Genomic DNA, 18806 nt, shown 5'->3' on the forward strand with positions numbered 1-18806 from the left:
CCCCTTTCGTATAGTGATCGATCGACCTGGGCGCGATTTCTCGCACGCCCGGCGTGGCATTTGGGGAGCGAATTCGTCATGACCTACTCCGCGTTGGATCTGTCCGCCGACTCGTCCGACCCGGTGCTGGAAATCGGTGGACAGCCGGCTTCGGTGCCTTTGCAGAACACCGAGAGCGTGGCCTCGCACATGGTCGGCTATTTCGAGAACGTCATGGCCCCCTGCCGCACGTTACCCGGCGAGCAATTGCGCGGAGACGTCACGAAACTCACCCGCAGCTGCCTGAATCTCGCCGCCGAGATGTTCGACCGGCGCACCGTGCCGGACGAGCAGCAGTTGGGCCCGGTGCGCGCGGCCGCCGCCCGCTGGGCGCGGGAGGGCGTGCCGCTGAGCACCATCCTGCGCGCCTACCACGAAGGATTGCGCATCGCCTTCGGTCTGGTCACCGCGCCCGCCGAGGCCGACGACGTCGACGAGGTGCTGGTCGCCGCCGATCTGCTGCTGGAACTGCTCGAGGCGATCAGCGCGGCGGTGTCGGACGCCTACGTCGACGAACAGCACCTGGTCGCCAAGGAGCACCAGACCGCGGCGCAGACGCTCGCCTCCGCGCTGCTGAGCGGTCGCGGCAGCTCGGCCCTGGCCCGGCAGACGGGCATTCCGATCGCGGAGTCGTATCAGGTTGTGGCCCTGTCGATTCCGGAGCACGCGGACGAGCGCGATCCGCGGGTCGACGGGAACGTCGCCGCGCGCCGCAAGCTGCGCAGGCTGCAGTCCGAGCTGGCCACCGTTTTCGCCTCACGCGCGCTCGCGCTGCTCAGCGCCAAGGGCGGCACGCTGCTCATTCCCTTGGACGACGAGGTCGAGACCGTCCTCACGGCGGCGACGCTCGAGCTGCTGGCCGCCGCCGCCGAGGTCCCGCTCACCGCGACCGTCGTCCCGACCGACACCGATCGGATCCCCGAGTCGGCGGATCAGGCACACGAGCTGCTCAATCTGGTGCGCGTCGGCGTCCGGCCGCCCGGCCTCTACCAGATGTCGGATCTGGCGGTGGAATACCAGCTCACCCGCAGCGGCCCGGCCACCCGGCGGATCGCGACCATCCTCGACCCGCTCGACGCCCATCCCGAGCTGTTCGACACCATGCGCGCCTATCTCGGCAACGACATGAACCGGCAGCTCACCGCGCGCCAGCTCTACGTGCACCCGAACACCGTCGACTACCGCCTGCGTCGCATCGCCCAGCTCACCTCGATCGACCTGGCCACCTCGGCGGGCATCTCCCAGGCGGCGATCGCCCTGCTGGCCCGGGATCTGGATCGCAGCGTCGCCCGCCGCCTGTGACGTCCGCACCGTGACCCGATCGTCGCCTGTAACGGATTCGTGCTGGTCACCGGGCGGTGAACTTGCGATCCTGGTAGTGCCGCGACGTCTGGATGGTGAAATATGCGAATTTCGGAGATCCTGCGCAGGAAGGGTAGCGACGTCGCCACGGTCGCGCCCGGTACGACGGTACGCGCACTGCTGGCCACCCTGGCCGAGCGGAACATCGGCGCGGTCGTCGTCTCCCCCGACGGCAACGCGATCGCGGGCATCGTCTCCGAGCGCGACGTGGTGCGCAGTCTGCACGCGTGGGGCGCGGAGCTGCTGGACACGCCGGTGTCGGCGATCATGACCTCGGTGGTGCGCACCTGCGCGCCCGACGACCGGGTCGACGGCCTGCGGCGCATCATGACCGACCACCGCATCCGGCACCTGCCGGTGGTGCACGAGGGCAGGCTGGTCGGCATCGTCAGCATCGGCGACGTGGTCAAGAGCGCGATCTCGGAACTGGCGGACGAACGCGAGCACCTCGTGGAGTACCTGCAGGGCAGGTACTAGAGCTCGCTGACGTTCCCCAGGTCGGCCGAGAGCCAGCGCTCGGGGCGCAGGAAGACCGCGACCTGCTCGCCGTAGGCCTCGGCCGCCTTCAGGTATGCGTCGACCGATTCGGGCGGTAGATACCGCGCGACCATTTCGCGGTGCATCTCGTCGGTCATCGGAGTGGTCCGGGTGACCGGGCCTTCCACGCTCACGTACCGGACCGTGGGTTCGACCTGCTGCACCATCAGACCGAACCGTCCGGCCTCCCGGAGGTAGCGCATCTTCTGCGACTGCGGGCCGGTCAGGATCCAGGCCTCGCCACCCGGGCTGTACTGGTACCAGATCGGGACGGCGAGCGGGCCGCGACCGGCGCCCGCGGCCACCGAGAACGCCGCGACATGCGGCTGCGCGAGGAACTCTTGACGCTCTTGCAGGGTCAGAGGCATACGTTCCAGGCTAGTCGTGAAAGCCGTTGTCCGCGACAAAGCTTCGAAGTGCGTACCGGAATTGCGTATCGTGGGTGACGTCCGAGTTACCGGTGTGAAGGGAGCGTCACGTTGCGGTCCCCCGCCCCGAGATCGCCGGTGACGCGAACGGCGGAGGCCGCACGGCCGCCGGAAACGCCGGCATTCGCGCCAGCCGCGGTGCGGTCGCTGTTCCCGGCGCTCGCCGGCGCAACCGAGGTCTACTTGGACAGCGCCGCCACCACACAGAAGCCGCTGCCGGTGATCGAGACCATCCAGCGCTACCACAGCAACGGCACCGCCAACGCCGGCCGCGGCACCTACCCCTGGGCCACCGGTCTGACGGCGCGCATCGCCGGCGTCCGCGAACGGGCCGCCGCGTTCATCGGCGCCGAGCATCCGGATGAGGTGGTCTTCACCGCGGGCGCCACCGCCGCGGTCAACGCCGTCGCGCTGTCGTGGGGCCTGACGGCGCTCGCCGACGGCGACGAGATCCTCTACAACGCGGGCGATCACGCCTCCAACGTGTATCCGTGGCAGCACCTGCGCGGGCTGCTCGCCCGGTTCGGACGCCGCATCCACCTCATCCCCTACCGGGTGACCGCCGCCGGTGAGGCGGACACCGACGACATCCTCGCCAAGATCACCCCGCGCACCCGGCTGATCACCACCGGGCATCTGCATCATGTCTTCGGCGGCCTCAGCACGCTGGAGGAATTGCGCGACCGGATCGATCCGGCCATCCTGCTGTGCTTCGACTGCTCGCAGAGCGGGGGCCATCTTCCGGTCGACGTCACCGCCCTCGGCGCGGATTTCGCGATCTTCGCCGCGCACAAGATGTTCGGCGCGCCCGGCACCGGGATCCTGTACTGCCACCGGCGCGTGCACGACCGATTGGCGCCGTTCCTGCCCGGCGGAAATTCCGGTGTGACGCTGGAACCGGACGGCCTGCGGCCGGGTGCGATGCCGGCGCTGCTGGAAGGCGGCACACCCGACATCCCGGGCATCCTCGCCCTGGGCAGTGCGCTGGAGGTGCTGGAATCGATCGGCCTCGACGTCGTCGCCGCGCACAACCGCGCCCTGACCCTGCGCCTGATCGAGGGGCTGCGACCGGTTCCCGGCCTGGAGTTCCTGCCCGGCCCGGCGCACGCGACCTGCGAGGTCGGCTACGGCATCGTCTCCTTCACCCTGGAGGGGATCTCGGCCGCGGACGCGGGGTTCGTCCTGAGCGAGTTCGGCTTCCTGGTGCGCACCGGCGCGCACTGCGTCCCCGCCGACACCGACGGCGCGGGCTCGGTGCGGGTCAGCACGCACATCTACAACACGCCCGACGAGATCGACCGATTCGTCGCGTGCGTGCGAACCATCGCCGAGGAGGTCACGTGAGCAACGACATCCCCCGCTACGACCGGAAGGCCGCGTCCAGGGTTCTGGCCGGACTCGCGCAGGCAGGGTTGTGCGCAGAACCGGCTCCGGCCCCCCGACATCGGCGATTCGAATTCACCTGTACGCCATTGGGTCTGGAGCAGGGCAGCCATCTCACCTACTCCCAGCGGCTGTATCTGGAACGGTTCATGCGGCCGTGCCGCGCGGACCAGGTGACCAGCGCGACCCATCGGATCGCGTGGACCGACAGCGCAGGCATCCCGAATACCGGGCACTTCCGCGCCGACGGCCTCGGCCCTGCGGTGCCGATCGCGATGCGCGAGACCGTGCTGGCGCTGTGGCGCCAACTGGACGATGACGCCGAGTTCGCCGCGCGGGTCGCGGCGCTCGGCACGGACGACCACGCCGTGCTGGCGGGCACGACCACCGACCACGATCCGCGCGACATCTTCCGGGTCGGCATCGAGGCCGCCGGGCGCGTACTGGCCCAGCACGCGCTGCTTGCGGCGCAGACCCCCTACCGCGATGCCGCCGAATTCGCCGAGGGGCTGCGCGTTTCCGGGATCTTCGCCGCGGTGGCCACGCGCTGGTTCTGGGAATTGCAGGCCTCCACCTACCGCAGGGGCATGATCCCGGTGACGCTCGTCGCGCAGCCCGACGGCACCGTTCGCTATTCGGCGGAGACGGTGGCGACCCTGCGCGCGATGAAGGATGCCACGATCGCCGACGCGCGTGCCGTGATGGAACGCGCCACCACGGTGGAAGGTCTCACGACGGCCGAGGCGATCGCCAAGTATCACGACGACCTCGACCTGATCTCCCGCCAGTACGCCTTGTTGCCGGAGGGCAGTCATCCGGCCTGCCTGGCGGCCATGCCGCATCAGCTCGACGGCGGGCATTCCAGCGTCCTCCCGCCGCTGGTGGACCGATTCGTCGCGACGTTCATCGAGATCGCCGACCGCTGCGCGGCCACCGAGGTGAGCGCCGAACTCGACGAGGCCACCGCCGACCGCGCCGCCACCGCCGAGGACCAGGTGTTCTACGTGCCCGATATGACCTGCAAGCACTGCGTTCGCACGATCGGAGGAGTGCTGGAGTCGATGGACATCCGCGTGGCCGAGATCGATCTGGACAGCAAGCGGGTGGTGGCCGAGTTCCGCAGTCCGCGCAATCGCGCCCGCGCGTTCGAGGCGATCCGGGACGGCGGCTACAACCCGGTTTCGCAGCGCCCCGACGACGTGCCGCGGGCGTCGGCCGCCGAGCCGTCGGAAGCCGCCGTATGACGCCATTGCCGCAGGCGTTGCCCGCGAAGCTGCATCCGATCGTCCGCGCCTTCCTCGACACTCCCGGCCTCGCGACGGAGACGCTGAAGAGATTCGGATCGCCAGCGCATCTGGTGTTCCCGCAGGTCTATTCGGAGAATCTGCTGCGCCTGCGCACCGTGCTGGAACGAACCCTGCCCGGGCACCGCGTCTGCTACGCGCACAAGGTGAACCAGTCGCGCGCCTTCGTCCGCACCGCCGAACGCGAAGGCATCGCCATCGATGTCGCCTCACCGCACGAACTGACCAGCGCCGTCGCCGCCGGGTTCGATCCGCCACGTATCGAGGTCACCGGGCCCAAGGGGGAAGCCTTCCTGCGCGATCTCGTCAGCCGCGGGGTCACGATCAACGTGGACAACCTCTGGGAGCTGGGCCGCATCGAGGAACTGGCCGCCGAGCACGCGGAAATACCTGTGCTGCTGCGGGTTTCCGGTTTCGACGCCGGGCAGGTGAGTCGGTTCGGGATGCCGCAGGCGCACGTCGAGCGGGCCTTCGATCTGTTGTCGGCGCGGCGCGGGCGAGTCGCTTTCCTCGGGTTCGCTTTCCACCTGGACTCCGGCGACCTCGGCGAGCGCGTCCGGGCGATCGACGCCTGCCTGCGCCTGATCGAGCGCGCCTACGAGCGCGGACTCGCCCCTTCGGTGCTCGACATCGGCGGCGGGTTCCGGCAGGTGTTCACCGCCGACGCCGAACGGTTCGACGCCTACGTGCTCGCACTGCGCGAATCGCTGCTCGGCCGCGGGGAGCCGATGACCTGGGGCAGCAACACGTTCGGCTATCACGTCGCGGGCGGGGCGGTGCACGGCACGCCGGTGTTCCACAAGTACGCCAACACCGTCCCCGCCGACCGGATGCTCGCCGACCTGCTCGACGCTCCGCTGGAGCGGCACGGCGGGCGCACGGTGGCGCAGGTGGCGGGTGACAACCTGCTCCAGCTGTGGCTGGAGCCGGGCAAGGCTCTGGTCGACCACGCGGGGATCACCGTGGCCACGGTCGAGTTCGTCAAGGAGGTCGCCGACGGCAGCGTGCTGGTGCACGTCGACCTCAGCCGTGATGCGGTGACGCCCGCCGATCAAGAGGTCATGGTCGATCCGATCCTCCTGCACGGGGCAGGCGCGGGCGACCGCGCGACGGGGCCGGTCGGCGTCTTCTTCGCCGGAAGGCTGTGCTTGGAACGCGATCTGATCACCAATCACAAGGTGTGGCTGCCCGCACGACCCGAGCCGGGCGATGCGGTGGTGTTCCCGAATACCGCCGCCTACCACATGGACCTGTCGGCCGCGACGGCCTCCATGCACCCCCTGCCCCCGAAACTCGCGGTCACCCGTTGGCCGGGCGGGTTCCGCGTCGTGCCCGACGCCGACTACGAACCCGGCTTCCCCGCCGAGTCGTCCCGGCCACCGCACAGCGCCCCGCCCGCGACCGGCCCGGTCCGATCCGTGAAGGCTCCCTGATGCGCTACGACCACATCACCGAACTCATCGGCAACACGCCGCTGCTGCGGCTCGACCCAGCGGTGCACGGGTTGGCGAAGGTCGAGCTCTACGCGAAACTCGAGTCGCACAATCCGTTCGGTTCGGTCAAGGACCGGGTGGCCTGGGCGATGCTCCGTGACGACTTGGAGCAGATCCGCGCCGAGGGGCGCACGCTCATCGAGGCGTCCAGCGGGAACACCGCCAAAGCGCTGCGCGTGCTCGGCGCGATGTACGGGATCGGCCTGCGCGCGGTGACCAACCGGATCAAGGTGGGCGAGGTCCGTGACCTGCTGCAGCTGTTGGGCACCGAGATCGTGGAACTGCCCGGTCTGTCCGAGTGCCCCGACCCGACCACGCCGAACGACGTCTACTCGGTGATCGAGGCGACCATGGCCCAGCAGCCCGGCGCGTACCGGCACCTGTCGCAGTACACCAACGAGAAGAACATCGAGGCCCACCACCACGGCACCGGGCGGGAGATCCACGAGGACCTGGCGGCCGACGGCATCACCAGGATCGACTATCTGATCGGCGGGCTCGGCACCACCGGCTCCACCAGGGGCACCGCCACCTACCTGCGCAAGCACCATCCCGAATTGCGCACCGTCGCGGCGGTTTCGGAGCGGTCGGACTTCATTCCCGGTATCCGCTCGGAGAGCGAGATGTGGGATGTCGGGCTGTTCCAGCCGGATTTCTACGACCGGATCGTCACCGTGGCGGCGGGCGAGGCCGTGGACGCGACGCTGCGCCTGGCGCGCGGCTACGGCGTCCTGGCCGGGCCGACCAGCGGCGCGAGCTACGCGGCCGCGCTGCGGACGCTCGGCGCGCTCGATCTGTCGGCGACCGATCCGGCGGATCCGGTCGTGGCGGTGTTCATCGTCTGCGATCGGCTCGAGCCGTACCTGTCGTACTTCAAGAAGCGCAGGCCGGAATGGTTCGGCCGCGCCGAACGCGAAGCGGAGCCCACCGCCGGTGAGCTGGCGGCGGTGCCGCGCCTTTCGCCCGAGCAGCTGGCGGAGCTGGACCGGACCGGGCGCCCCACCATCGTGGACAGCCGCGGCGCCATGGCTTACCGGATCGGGCACGTGCCCGGCGCGTTGAACATCCGCGACGACCAGCTCGACGACATGTTCGGCCAGGGCATCCCGTTCCCGCGCTCACGCCCCGTCGTCTTCGTCTGCCCCGTCGGTGAGCTGTCGGTGCGGTTCGCCGCGCGCGCCCGGCGCGCGGGCTACGACGCCGCCAGCTTGGCCGGTGGCGTGGTCGGCTGGCGCGACGCGGGGTTGCCGCTGGAACGCGGCTGATCACCCACGGGCGCGCGAGCCCGCCGCGCGGCCGGAATCCGGTTCGGCGAGCCACGGGAGGGCGGGGCGGGTGAGCGCGGCGCCGGGGCACGCCGGCAGGCACTATCGTTGGGCCGTGCAGACAGGTCAGGACGCAGACGACGACGGGGGCCCACGGATCTGGGGTGGGACGACGCTCACCGAGCGCAGGGAGACGCGGCGGGCTGCGCTGTTGGAGGCGGCGCTCGATCTGATCGGCGAGTCCGGCGCCAGCGGGGTCACCATGCGGGCGGTGTGCCGCAAGGCCAATCTCACCGACCGCTATTTCTACGAGAGCTTCGCCAGCCGCGACGAGTTGCTGGACGTGCTCTACCGTCAGGTCGCCGAGGAATTCCTGGAACCGATGACGGCCTTCGCCGCCACCGACGACCCGTCCCGCGACCGCGCGCTGTCGGAGATCCTGGTGGACAAGGTGCTCGCCGACCCGCGCAAATCGCGGCTGTTCCTGGTCGAGCCGTATTCCAGCACCGGGCTCGGGCAGACCACCTTCGCGGTGATGCCGGTGTTCACCCGGATCATGCAGGACCATCTGTTCGCCCACATCGACGACCCGGTCAAGCGCAGGCTGGCGGCCGTGACCATGGCCAGCGGGAACGCGGGCATGTTCTCGGCGTGGCTGAACGGTTCGCTGCGCGCCACCAGGGAGCAGATCATCGAGCACTGCCTCGCGATGCTCACCCTCTACCGTTCGCTCTACCGTTGCTGACCGCACCGCATGGCGTCCGGACGGTCGGTCCCGGATCGGTTTCGCCAGTACGCCAGGGTGCTCTGCGTCCGGATGGTGGCGGCGTGATTGGGGCCGAGGGCACGCAGCTCCGCGACCAGCAGCACCTCCAGTTCCGCGACCGCGCGGGTCAGGTCGCCGTGCTGGGCGCGGCAGCCCGCGAGTTCGTTGCGGGTGTCGAAGGTGTCCGGATGATCCGGGCCGAGCACCCGCAGCCGGTCGCCGAGCAGTTTCTCCAGATCGGTGATCGCGCCGGCGAGGTCACCGCTGTCCGCGCGGTATGCGGCCAGTTTGCCGCGGGTGAGCAAGGTGTCGGGATGGTCGGGGCCGAGCACCCGTAGCCGATCGTCGAGCAGGCGGGTGAACTCGGCGCCCGCCCCGGCCAGATCACCGCTGCGCGCGCGGAACGCCGCGAGGTTGTTGCGCGCGCCGAGCGTGTTGGGATGGTCGGCGCCGAACACGCGCAGGTAGTCCGCCACCAGCTGCTCGAACTCCGCCCGCGCGCCCGCGAGATCGCCGCTGCCTGCCCGCCAGTACGCCAGGCTGTTGCGGGTGCGCAAGGTGTCCGGATGGTCGGCGCCGAGCACGCGGGCACGGTCGGCGCGCAACTGCTGGAACCGGGCGATCGCCCCGGCGAAATCGCCGACATCGCCGCGATTGGACGCCAGATTGTTCCTGGTGCGCAAGGTTTCGGGATGGTCGGGCCCCAGCAGGCGCAGCTGGTCGGTGAGCAGCTGCTCGAACTCCTCGCCCGCGCCGGCGTAGTCACCGCAGCGCGCGCGGTAGCTGGCCAGCCTGTCGCGGGTGTCCAGGGTGGCCGGGTCGTCGGGGCCGCACACACGCAGCCGGTCGGCGAGCAGTTGCTCGAAATCGGCGACGGCGCCGACCAGGTCGCCGCTCTCGGCGCGGTGATAGGCCCACCGTTCCCGCGTGGTGAAGGTGTCGGGATGGTCGGGCCCCAGCGACTCGGCGAAGTCGGGCGCCCAGGCGGCCCACAGATCGCGGTCGTCGGCCGATCTGCCGGTCTCCAGTTTCTCCAGGAAGTCGACGGCCAAGGCGGAATCGCCGTAGGCCAGGCAGTGCCGTACGGCCGCGCCGCGCGCGTAGTCGGCGGCCGGGTCGCTGTCGTCGGCCTGGATCGCCGCGACCAGGGCGCGGTGCGCGTCCGCGATGCGCACGCCGAGGCGACGGCATTCCGCCTGCAGCGCGGGCAGGAACGCACCGTGGGTCACGCCGAGCGACTCGCGAACGGTGCCGGGATGACTGCGGGTGACCAAGGTGCCGAGGTTCACGGCGATGTCGCGGACCCTGGCGGCGCTGAGGTCGACCCCGAGCGAGGACAGCGCCGCGTCCAGCAGTTCCAGCGGCAGCACCGGACCCACCCCCGCCGCGACGAGCACACCGAGCAAAGTCGCTGTGTCACTGGTGGTTTCCGGATCGAGCCCGCGTAACGCCGTCTCCACCCGCAGCGCGATGACCCGGTCGAGGCCGATCCCGGAGGCGACCGCGCCGTCGGTCAGCCCCGAAGCGACCTCCAGCAGCATGCGCGCGACCAGCCAGCCGCCTGCCACCACCCGCGAACCGCTCGCGTCCGTGGGAGTCTCCGCCAGCAAGCGCTGAATCCAGCCGATCCAGTCCACCGGGCCCAGCGGCGCCGTGCCGCGCGCGGAGTCCACCACGGCCGCGATGTCGTCGGCCGCCGGTTCGGCGACGTCGATCCGGTACATGTGCGCCAGCCCCGGATCGTCCTCGACGCCGGTGCCGGGCCGGATGCCGACGATCACGCGCACGTGCCGGAGATCTTCGCGGCGGGTCAGATCGGCGATCGCGGCCACCAGCAACCGCCTGGTTCCCTCCTGCGGCTGATTCAGCCCGTCGAACACCAGGGTGACCCGGCGCCCCGCCGTGGACAGGCGGGCCAACGGGCGGCGGACCAGGATGTCGAAGATGTCGAACTCGTCCCTGGGCCGGTGCGCCCTGGCCGCGCGCGCCGCCTCCCGGAAGCCGGGCAGGCGCGCGTCGAGTTGCGCGGCCAGCTCCGCCGCCACGGATTCCACCGAACTGTTCACCGTCAGGAACACCGCGGCGGTGATGTAGTCGGGGGTGACGGCGAGCCCGTCGACGAGGCTGGGCCGGATCAGCATCGCCAGCAGCGTGGACTTGCCCACGCCCGCCGGGCCGAGCACCGCGCGCAGGCGGTGGCTGCCCGCGTCGACGATCGCGTCGAGACGCTCGCGCACATCGGGCGTCAGCAGCAGGCGCCGGGTGAGCTGATCGACGAACCCGGCGGCGGAGCGCCCGCTCACCGCGTCGCGGTGGCGCGCGGTGTTGGGCACCAGCCACAGTCCGGGGTCGACGCCCTGCGTCGTGGACACCGCACCGGAGCTGAACGACAGATGCTGCGGCTGTTGGTGGATGCACTGCACGGCGATCGGATCGACCAGGTCCGAGGGCAGCAGGTTCTCCCCGCGCAGCGGCAGGCCCAGGTCGAAGGTGGCGAGCATGGTCCTGGTGAAGCAGCCGGAGTACGCGGGCCCGTCGCCGGAGGCGACCAGCAGTTCCATCCGGCCGCCCGACTGCGCCAGCAGATCGGTCCACCGGCGCGCGGCGCCTTGCACACCCTGACCCGCCTCGCAGGCGTCCACGAGCAGCACCAGCCCGTCCAGCGCGGCCCGGTCCAGCCGCTCACGGATCTCCTGGGTCAGGTGGAAGGCGTTGTGCGAGTTGGGATCACCGGGCGAATCGTGACCGAGCAGGTAGAAGTCCTCCGCGCTCGTCGCCACACCGTGCCCGATGAAGCCGAGCAGCAGGGTCGCCTGCCGCTGCGCCGCCGCCGTGAAGGCCGCGTCGACGGCCTCGAACAGTTGCGCGGCAGTGGGATTGAGCACCGGGCCGTCCAGATCGATCGCAGGCCGCCATCCGCCCGCTTCGGTCAGACTGCCGTACAGGCCGTTGGCGAGTTCCTCGGTGAATCCCAGTTCGCCCAGCGCCGCGCATTCCGACCCCACCACCAGCGCCAGCCGACCTCCCATGCAAGAAACATACCCGCGCCGCCGCGGCCGTTACGCCGCGCCGTCGCGCCGGTCCGGTACCGAAAGACGCTGCGGGAGACGTAGGGTGACGGTCCGGTGACCGGAAGAAGGAGATCACGCGATGACCGACCCGGTGGTGGGTTTGACGGGTACGCTCACATCGCCGATCCGAGGTGCCGGGACGCTGGGCGAGGTCCTGGTCGCGATTCGCGGGGGAACCGAGCTGTACATCGCACAGTCCGCCGAGCCGATTCCGGCCGGTGCGGCCGTGCTGGTCATCGCGGTCCACCCGGGGCGCGTCGTCGACGTCGTCCCGTGGATTCCGCTCACCCCGGACCCGGCGGCAGAAACCTGAGAGAGCAAGGGAGACAGACGTGCTGGGTTACCACGTGCCGGACCCGGACGAGGCGATGCTGGTCAGCGGCGGCAAGAGCCGCGACAACGCGCCGTTCAAAGTAGTCATCGGACGCGGCGCCTGGGTCGTTCCGCTGTTCCGCAAGGTCCGCTATCTGTCGCTGGCGATGTTCGAAGCCGAGATCAAAGAGCGCTGCGTCACCAAGCAGGCGATCCAGCTCGACGTCCGCGCGGTGATCGCGTTCAAGGTCGCCAACGACACCCAGTCCATCGTGAACGCCGCGCAACGGTTCCTCTCCGAGCAGGAGCGGGAGATGTCGGTGCTGACCGGGCGCATCTTCTCCGGGCACCTGCGTTCGATCGTCGGCTCGATGACGGTCGAGGAGATCATCCGGGAGCGCCAGAAACTGGCCGACGAAGTGCTCGTCGCGTCGAAGGTCGAGATGAGCAATATCGGCCTGTGGGTGGATTCCTTCCAGATCCAGTCCATCGACGACGGCAACCTCGGCTATATCGCCGCGCTCGCCGCGCCGCACAATGCCGCCGTCCAGCGCGACGCGCAGATCGCGCAGTCGCAGGCCGCGCAGGCGGCGGCGCAGGCCGAGCAGGAATCCCAGCGCAGGCAGGCGGAATATCAGCGCGAGACCGCGATCCTGCGCGCGCAATACCAGCGCGACATCGACAAGGCCAACGCGGAGGCGGCGCAGGCGGGCCCGCTCGCCGAGGCGATGGCGCTGCAGGAGGTGCTCACCGCCCAGGCCGAGCAGGCGCGCAAGGAGGCCGAACTGCGCGAGCAGCAGTTGCAGGCCGAGGTCGTCAAACCGGCTCAGGCGGAAGCGGATCGGGTGCGCATCCTGGCCGAGGCGGAGGCCGACCGCACCCGCATCCAGGCCGAGGCGGCGGCCTCGAACAACCGGATCGCGCTGGATCAGTTGTTGATCGAACAACTTCCGGAAATCGTGCGGCAGGCCTCGAACGGGTTGGCGAACGCGAATCTCACCGTGCTGAACGGACCGGACGGAGTGAGCGAACTGGTGAACGGAATGGTCGGTCAAGGACTCACCGTATTCAACTCGTTGCAAAAGGCGCTTTCCTCCGACGACGGCGAAAAGGCGCGTTAAAGTTGCCCAGTAGCGACGGCGACGAGGAGCGGGTGTTGGTGTCCATCGGGAAATTGGTGTCGTTCGACAGCTCTCGGGGATTCGGATTCATTCGGCCGGAGGACGGTGGACCCGACGTATTCGTCCACGTCAACGACATCGGCCTGGACGAGGACGAGTTGCGGCAGGGGCGAGTGTTCGAGTTCGAGGTGACCGAGGGCGACCGCGGACCCAAGGCGGTGAATCTGAGTGTGGTCGGTGGGTCGTCGGCGCCTCCCGCGCGGCACAAGGGCAAGGACAAGCCGGGTTCGGGCCAGCTCACCGTCGCCGAGCACAAACGCCTGATCACCGAGCTGCTGCTGGACGCCAGCCCCGCGCTCACCGCGGGGGAGATCCTCACCATCCGCGACCGGCTCACCGCGTTCGCCGACCAGCACGGCTGGCTGGAGAACTGACCGGCGAAGTCCACGAACCTGTCGGGACCGCCGCCTACGATCGAGTCGAGGCCGCAGACCGATGAGTTCGGTCCGTGCGCTCCGTCGGTATGGGTGAGGATCGACCCCGAGGAGGATCGCGTGGATCTACCGGTGCTGCCACCAGTGCGGCCGATGCTGGCCAAATCCGTGTCCGCGGTGCCCCGCGAGCCCGGTCTGAGCTACGAACCCAAATGGGACGGCTTCCGTTGCATCGTGTTCCGCGACGGCAGCGAAGTGGAGCTCGGCTCGCGCAACGACCGGCCGCTGACCAGGTATTTTCCCGAGGTCGCCGAGTTGCTGAAGCAGGCGCTGCCCGACCGCTGCGTGGTGGACGGCGAGATCGTGGTGGTCACCGAGCAGGGGCTGGATTTCGACACTTTGCAGAATCGCCTGCATCCGGCCGCCTCCAGGGTCGCCAAGCTGGCCGCGGAGACGCCGGCCAGTTTCGTGGCCTTCGATCTGCTCGCCCTCGGCGACAAGGATCTGACCGGGGAGCCGTTCGTCGAACGCAGGCGGCTGCTGGAGACGATCCTGGACACCGCGCTCGCGCGCGTGCACCTGACTCCGCTCACCCACGATCCCGACGTGGCCGAGGACTGGTTCACCCGTTTCGAGGGCGCGGGGTTCGACGGGGTGATGGTCAAATCCGACGACCTGGCCTATCTCCAGGACAAGCGGGTCATGCTGAAGGTCAAGCACGAGCGCACCGCCGACTGCGTGGTGGCGGGTTTCCGCTGGCACAAGGACGGGGCCGGGGTCGGCTCGCTGCTGCTCGGACTCTTCGACGACGAGGGCCGCCTGCACCACGTCGGCGTGGCCAGCAGTTTCACCGCGGCCCGGCGCAAGGAGCTGGTCGAGGAGCTGGCGCCGCTGCGGGAGAACGCGCTCGCCGACCATCCCTGGCGGGATTGGGCCGATGCCGCGGCGCAGGCGGCGGCGGAGGGCAAGATGCCCGGGGGCGTCAGCCGCTGGACCGGTGGCAAGGACCTGTCCTGGGAGGCGCTGCGCCCGGAGCTGGTCGCGGAAGTGCGCTACGAGCACGTGCAGTCGGGACGGCTGCGCCACGGCGGCAGGCTGGTGCGCTTCCGCAACGACCGGACGCCGCAGTCGTGCACCTACGCGCAGCTGGACGAGGTCGCGCCCGCGGAATTGAGCACGCTGTTCGGCGAAAGCGCCGCGCGATGACCGAGTCCGTCGACATCGAGACCGACGGCCGCACCGTCACGATCAGTAATCCGGGCAAGGTCTATTTCACCGAGCGCGGCGACACGAAACTCGATCTGGTGCGCTATTACCAGGCCGTCGCCGAACCGTTCCTGAACGTGGTGGGCGGACGGCCACTGCTGCTGGAGCGGTATCCGGACGGGGCGTCGGGCAAATCCTGGTTCCAGAAACGGGTGCCGAAATCCGCGCCGGACTGGCTGCGCACCGTGGAGGTGTCCACACCGAACGGCACCACCAGCGACGCGCTCGTCGCCCACGATCTCGCCCACATCCTGTGGGCGGTGAACCAGGGGTGCCTCGGGTTCCACGTCTGGCCCAACCGCGCCGACAATCTGGAGATCTCCGACGAACTGCGCATCGACCTCGATCCTTCGCCCGGGATCACCTTCGCCGATCTGCGGCACGCCGCGATCCGCACCAGGGATCTACTCGCCGAACTCGGCATCGAATCCTGGATCAAGACCTCGGGGTCGCGCGGCTTGCATCTGTATTCGGCGCTGGAACCGAAATGGGACGGTTATCAGGTGCGGGCCGCCGCGGTGGCGCTGGCGCGCGAATTGGAGCGCCGGTATCCGGAGGACATCACCGCGCAGTGGTGGAAGGAAGAACGCGGCAACCGGGTCTTCATCGATTTCAATCAGAACGCGCCGCACAAAACGGTTTTCGGCGCCTGGTGCGTGCGGCCGAAGGTCGGCGGGCAGGTCTCGACGCCGATCAGCTGGGCGGATCTGGATTCGGTTGTGCCCGACGAGCTGACCATCGCGACCGTCCCGCCCCGCTACGCCGAGTCGGGCGACCCGTGGGCCGACCGCGCGCCCCAGTCGATCGCGCCGCTGCTGGAGATGTCCGAACGGGATATGGCGGCCGGTCTCATGGACGCGCCGTGGCCCCCGCAATACCCGAAGATGCCCAACGAGCCGCCCAGGGTGCAGCCGAGCCGCGCCAGGAAGGCCGAATAGCGAGCGTTACTCGGTCCACAGCACCCAGGTGCCGCTGCGGCCGCTCACCTCGCACACCAGGGCTCGGCCGTCGGCGGTGCGCCCGGTCTTCGCGCCCGAGGCGTCGCACTTCGAACCCGCCTGCTGCACGGCGGTCGCGACGACGTGCGGGCCCGCCCACTGGTAGCCCCCGGAGGTGCTGAGACAGATCATGGTGCCGCCGTCGGCGGCGCTGCCGATCTGACCCAGCTGCGCCTCGGTGCACGACGAACCTTTCGTGACCGGTCCCTGGGGCGTCGCGGGAGTGGTCACGGCAGGGCTCGGGGCTGCCGCCGTCGTCGTCGCCACCGGCCGCTCGACGGTCGTGGGAATCGACGCGACAGGCGTCGGCGCGACCACGGCTCGGCGGTTCATCACGTCCGGCAGCCAGTTGCCGCTGAGCAGCACGAACCCGGCCACCGCGGTGATCTCGGCGACGCCGAGCAGCAACGCGAACATCGCCATGACCCGGCCGCGCGGATGGCTGAAGGCGATGAAGCCGAACACGATGGCGACCGGGAACAGTCCCAGCAGCGCCGCCACCAGCGCGACGATCGCGTACGGATTGACGATCGGCGGGATCTCCACCCGTAGTCGCCCGGTCCTGCGGCGGCTCGGCGGCTGCTCGGGCCAGCGCTCGTCCTCGTCGTCCCAGCCGCCGTCGGGCTCGGGCTCCGACCAGCGATCCGCAGGCTGCGCCTGCGGCCAGCGATCAGTATCACGCCGTTCTGCCCGTGTCATTCAGGTCCCTCTCCACACCAACACACCGCGCAGGAACCTCGGACTGCCCGGACCCGCCCCGATATACCGACACAGAATAGGGCGCGCACGGCGAAAAGTTGATTCGAAGTGTCCAATTCTTGTGATCGGGCCGTGATAACCATGGTGCCGCAACTCGCGCGAATGTATTAGCCGGGGACCATGCTGGTCGACAGGCCACCGTCCTGACCGCAGCCTTCCGAGGAAGATTCGTGGCGGATAAGACGACGTCGACCGGGCGGGCTACTCCGCGGTGGCGCGTTGGGGCCGAAGATTTGCTCGAAGACAAACGCCGGTCCCTCCCGCGCCGAGTAGGGCTCCCCAAGGTTCTGCGTCGCCGGGACAGGTGAGCGCGGCGCCGCGAATCACCGGCGACGGCCCCGGTTCGCCGGACATCACCTCGTACCGCGCCCTGCGCCCGATTCGCCACCGACGGCGCGAGCTCACTGCCTGCGGTCGACCTTGGGCAGCGATTCGGTGACCAGCGTCAGCAACATGTCGCACAGCAGTTCGTGCACCTGCGCGCGGGTGAGCGTGCCGCGGGTGATCCATTCCCGGCCCGCGACCTTGACCAGCCCGCCGTAGGCGCGCACCATCGCGCGCAGTTCGGCGTCGTGCGCGGAATCGGCGAGGCCGACCATCAGCAGCAGACGCTCGGCCGCCGCGTCGTCGGCGGCGTCGAGGATCTGCTGCACTTCGGGATCGTCGCCGACGCCCTCGTGGCTGGTCACCTTCACCCAGGTGCTGCCGTGCTCGGCGATGGTGTCCAGCAGCCAGCGCACACTGGCGTCGACCCGCTCCCGCCAGCTGCCGGTGGGCACCACCATGGTGTCGAGCTTGGGCAACGTCACCATGCGCCGCACCACCGCGAGGTAGAGATCGCGCTTGTTGCCGAAATAGTGGTTGATCAGACCGCGCGCCACACCGGCGCGCTGCGCCAGCTCGGCGGTGGAGACGGCCGCGTAGGGGCGCTCGCCGAACATCTCGATCGCACAGGCGAGGATCTGCGCGCGCCGCTCGTCGGGTTCGAGCCTGCGGCGGCGCGGTAGCGCCGGGTCGGCGCCACCGTCCGCGGCCGCGCTCCTGGTGTCAGAGAGACCGGGCAATGAGATCCTTCATCACCTCGTTGCTGCCCGCGAGGATGCGCAGGACGCGGGCGCCGGTGTAGAGCTGGGAAATCGGATACTCCGTCATGTAGCCGTAGCCGCCGAACAGTTGCAGGCAGCGGTCAACCACGATACCGAGCTGATCGGTCAGCCAGTACTTCGACATGGCAGCGCTGGGAATATCGAGTTCGCCGCGCAGGTGTTTGCCGATGCAGTCGTCGAGGAAGGTGCGCGAGACCTTGGCGATGGTCGCGCACTCGGCGAGTTCGAACTTGGTGTTCTGCATCGCGAACAGCGGTTTGCCGAACGCTTCGCGGCCCTTGGTGTAGTCGACGGTGAGCTGCACCGCCTTCTCCATCATGGCGACCGCGATGATCGCCGTGACCAGGCGTTCCTGCGCGAGCATCTGCATCATCTGGTAGAAGCCCTGGCCCTCGGCGGCGCCGAGCAGGTTGGACGCGGGCACCCGCAGGCCGTCGAAGAACAACTCGGCGGTGTCCTGGGCCTTGCCGCCGATCTTGTTGAGGATGCGCCCGCGCTTGAAGCCGGGGGTGTCGTCGCCGACTTCGGCGAAGATCAGCGAGACACCGGCCGCTCCCTTGGCCGGGTCGGTCTTGGCGGCGATGATGATGCCGTCGCAGAGCCAGCCGTTGGTGATGAAGATCTTCGAGCCGGTGATGACGTACTCGTCGCCCTCGCGTACCGCGCGGGTCTTGATGTTCTGCAGGTCCGATCCGGTGCCCGGCTCGGTCATGCCGATGGACAGCACGATCTCGCCGCTGGCGGCCTTGGGCAGCACCCGCCGCTTGAGCTCTTCGGAGCCGAACTCGTACAGGTACGGCGCGATGATCGAGCTGTGCACGGGGATGCCCATCGATCCGTCCCCGGCGCGCGCCTGCTCCTCGATGATCGCGGCCTCGTGCGCGAAGGTGCCGCCGCCGCCACCGTATTCGGCGGGAATCGCCGGACACAGCAGGCCGAGTTCACCCGCCCGGTTGTACAGCGCGCGATCAGGGTGCCCCTGGGCGACGAATTTCTCCTCATGGGGCACGACCTCCTTCTCGAAGAAGGTCTTCGCCAGGTCTCGTACCGCCTCGACCTCGTCGTCACTCCACGCCGCGCGCGCCATCGCTCGATCCTTTGCTAGCTCCGGTCCGGCCCCGTGCCGGTTTCCGCCCCAGATTCCCGAACTATTGGCGAGTTG

The 18806-nt window shown here is 69.5% G+C and carries 17 protein-coding genes; 12 read left to right on the top strand and 5 right to left on the bottom strand.

Features of this window, described 5'->3' with window-relative positions:
- The first annotated feature begins 78 nt into the window (after positions 1-78).
- Positions 79-1341 carry a helix-turn-helix domain-containing protein gene (locus ACH49X_RS18835; RefSeq protein ID WP_357103370.1) on the top strand — a complete coding sequence of 421 codons (1263 nt, stop codon included), beginning with the start codon at positions 79-81 and terminating at the stop codon, positions 1339-1341.
- A gap of 102 nt (positions 1342-1443) precedes the next feature.
- Entirely contained in the window at positions 1444-1878 is a 435-nt protein-coding gene (locus ACH49X_RS18840; RefSeq protein ID WP_357103373.1) for a CBS domain-containing protein, read from the top strand.
- On the opposite strand, the gene ACH49X_RS18845 is transcribed toward ACH49X_RS18840, so the two are convergent.
- The gene (locus ACH49X_RS18845; protein WP_357208759.1) at positions 1875-2306 is read right to left on the bottom strand and encodes a pyridoxamine 5'-phosphate oxidase family protein; all 432 of its coding nucleotides are present in this window, start codon (positions 2304-2306) and stop codon (positions 1875-1877) included. The genes ACH49X_RS18840 and ACH49X_RS18845 overlap by 4 nt on opposite strands.
- 138 nt (positions 2307-2444) lie before the next feature.
- Here ACH49X_RS18845 and ACH49X_RS18850 point away from each other — a divergent pair, with 138 nt between their 5' ends.
- The 5 genes from ACH49X_RS18850 (at position 2445) to ACH49X_RS18870 (ending at position 8556) form a co-directional block, all read left to right on the top strand.
- Positions 2445-3710, top strand: a complete 1266-nt coding sequence (locus ACH49X_RS18850) for an aminotransferase class V-fold PLP-dependent enzyme (protein WP_357208761.1) — start codon at positions 2445-2447, stop codon at positions 3708-3710.
- Positions 3707-4993, top strand: a complete 1287-nt coding sequence (locus tag ACH49X_RS18855; RefSeq protein WP_195079059.1) for a heavy-metal-associated domain-containing protein — start codon at positions 3707-3709, stop codon at positions 4991-4993. The genes ACH49X_RS18850 and ACH49X_RS18855 overlap by 4 nt, the downstream gene beginning before the upstream one ends.
- On the top strand, positions 4990-6486 hold the full coding sequence (locus ACH49X_RS18860; RefSeq protein WP_357208763.1) for a decarboxylase: 1497 nt from the start codon (positions 4990-4992) through the stop codon (positions 6484-6486). Before ACH49X_RS18855 ends, ACH49X_RS18860 begins: the two co-directional genes overlap by 4 nt.
- Positions 6486-7811 (top strand): pyridoxal-phosphate dependent enzyme, encoded by a 1326-nt coding sequence (locus ACH49X_RS18865; RefSeq protein ID WP_357208765.1) that lies wholly within the window; start codon positions 6486-6488, stop codon positions 7809-7811. The genes ACH49X_RS18860 and ACH49X_RS18865 overlap by 1 nt, the downstream gene beginning before the upstream one ends.
- 115 nt (positions 7812-7926) lie before the next feature.
- Positions 7927-8556 (top strand): TetR/AcrR family transcriptional regulator, encoded by a 630-nt coding sequence (locus ACH49X_RS18870; protein ID WP_357208767.1) that lies wholly within the window; start codon positions 7927-7929, stop codon positions 8554-8556.
- Here ACH49X_RS18870 and ACH49X_RS18875 read toward each other — a convergent pair.
- Complete coding sequence (locus ACH49X_RS18875; RefSeq protein ID WP_195079055.1) at positions 8544-11606, bottom strand: tetratricopeptide repeat protein; 3063 nt, start codon at positions 11604-11606, stop codon at positions 8544-8546. The two genes, ACH49X_RS18870 and ACH49X_RS18875, sit on opposite strands and share 13 nt — an antisense overlap.
- Positions 11607-11727: 121 nt before the next feature.
- Here ACH49X_RS18875 and ACH49X_RS18880 point away from each other — a divergent pair, with 121 nt between their 5' ends.
- The 5 genes from ACH49X_RS18880 to ligD all read left to right on the top strand — a co-directional run bounded on the left by ACH49X_RS18880 (position 11728) and on the right by ligD (position 15719).
- Positions 11728-11961, top strand: a complete 234-nt coding sequence (locus ACH49X_RS18880) for a hypothetical protein (RefSeq protein ID WP_357208769.1) — start codon at positions 11728-11730, stop codon at positions 11959-11961.
- Between the two features lie 19 nt (positions 11962-11980).
- Entirely contained in the window at positions 11981-13081 is a 1101-nt protein-coding gene (locus tag ACH49X_RS18885) for an SPFH domain-containing protein (RefSeq protein ID WP_357208771.1), read from the top strand.
- 32 nt (positions 13082-13113) lie between these two features.
- Positions 13114-13515 carry a cold shock domain-containing protein gene (locus ACH49X_RS18890; RefSeq protein ID WP_357208823.1) on the top strand — a complete coding sequence of 134 codons (402 nt, stop codon included), beginning with the start codon at positions 13114-13116 and terminating at the stop codon, positions 13513-13515.
- Between the two features lie 120 nt (positions 13516-13635).
- Entirely contained in the window at positions 13636-14721 is a 1086-nt protein-coding gene (locus tag ACH49X_RS18895; RefSeq protein ID WP_195079053.1) for an ATP-dependent DNA ligase, read from the top strand.
- On the top strand, positions 14718-15719 hold the full coding sequence (gene ligD / locus ACH49X_RS18900) for a non-homologous end-joining DNA ligase (RefSeq protein WP_357208772.1): 1002 nt from the start codon (positions 14718-14720) through the stop codon (positions 15717-15719). Before ACH49X_RS18895 ends, ligD begins: the two co-directional genes overlap by 4 nt.
- A gap of 6 nt (positions 15720-15725) precedes the next feature.
- Here the strand turns inward: ligD and ACH49X_RS18905 are convergent, their stop codons facing one another.
- The 3 genes from ACH49X_RS18905 to ACH49X_RS18915 form a co-directional block, all read right to left on the bottom strand.
- The gene (locus tag ACH49X_RS18905; RefSeq protein WP_357103393.1) at positions 15726-16478 is read right to left on the bottom strand and encodes a DUF4190 domain-containing protein; all 753 of its coding nucleotides are present in this window, start codon (positions 16476-16478) and stop codon (positions 15726-15728) included.
- A 461-nt stretch (positions 16479-16939) separates the two neighbouring features.
- On the bottom strand, positions 16940-17602 hold the full coding sequence (locus ACH49X_RS18910) for a TetR/AcrR family transcriptional regulator (RefSeq protein ID WP_195079050.1): 663 nt from the start codon (positions 17600-17602) through the stop codon (positions 16940-16942).
- A complete protein-coding gene (locus tag ACH49X_RS18915; RefSeq protein WP_195079049.1) occupies positions 17586-18731 on the bottom strand; it encodes an acyl-CoA dehydrogenase family protein in 1146 nt (381 codons plus the stop codon). Before ACH49X_RS18915 ends, ACH49X_RS18910 begins: the two co-directional genes overlap by 17 nt.
- Positions 18732-18806: the final 75 nt, after the last annotated feature.

Source organism: Nocardia sp. NPDC019323 (assembly GCF_044389845.1).
GTDB classification, from domain to species: Bacteria; Actinomycetota; Actinomycetes; order Mycobacteriales; family Mycobacteriaceae; genus Nocardia; species Nocardia implantans.

Excerpts from the sequence above, each read along its gene's own strand:
- ACH49X_RS18905 (WP_357103393.1), bottom strand. The coding sequence starts at position 16,478 with ATGACACGGGCAGAACGGCGTGATACTGATCGCTGGCCGCAGGCGCAG.
- ligD (WP_357208772.1), top strand. The coding sequence starts at position 14,718 with ATGACCGAGTCCGTCGACATCGAGACCGACGGCCGCACCGTCACGATC.
- ACH49X_RS18875 (WP_195079055.1), bottom strand. The coding sequence starts at position 11,606 with ATGGGAGGTCGGCTGGCGCTGGTGGTGGGGTCGGAATGCGCGGCGCTG.
- ACH49X_RS18915 (WP_195079049.1), bottom strand. The coding sequence starts at position 18,731 with ATGGCGCGCGCGGCGTGGAGTGACGACGAGGTCGAGGCGGTACGAGAC.
- ACH49X_RS18860 (WP_357208763.1), top strand. The coding sequence starts at position 4,990 with ATGACGCCATTGCCGCAGGCGTTGCCCGCGAAGCTGCATCCGATCGTC.
- ACH49X_RS18840 (WP_357103373.1), top strand. The coding sequence starts at position 1,444 with ATGCGAATTTCGGAGATCCTGCGCAGGAAGGGTAGCGACGTCGCCACG.
- ACH49X_RS18865 (WP_357208765.1), top strand. The coding sequence starts at position 6,486 with ATGCGCTACGACCACATCACCGAACTCATCGGCAACACGCCGCTGCTG.
- ACH49X_RS18835 (WP_357103370.1), top strand. The coding sequence starts at position 79 with ATGACCTACTCCGCGTTGGATCTGTCCGCCGACTCGTCCGACCCGGTG.
- ACH49X_RS18880 (WP_357208769.1), top strand. The coding sequence starts at position 11,728 with ATGACCGACCCGGTGGTGGGTTTGACGGGTACGCTCACATCGCCGATC.
- ACH49X_RS18845 (WP_357208759.1), bottom strand. The coding sequence starts at position 2,306 with ATGCCTCTGACCCTGCAAGAGCGTCAAGAGTTCCTCGCGCAGCCGCAT.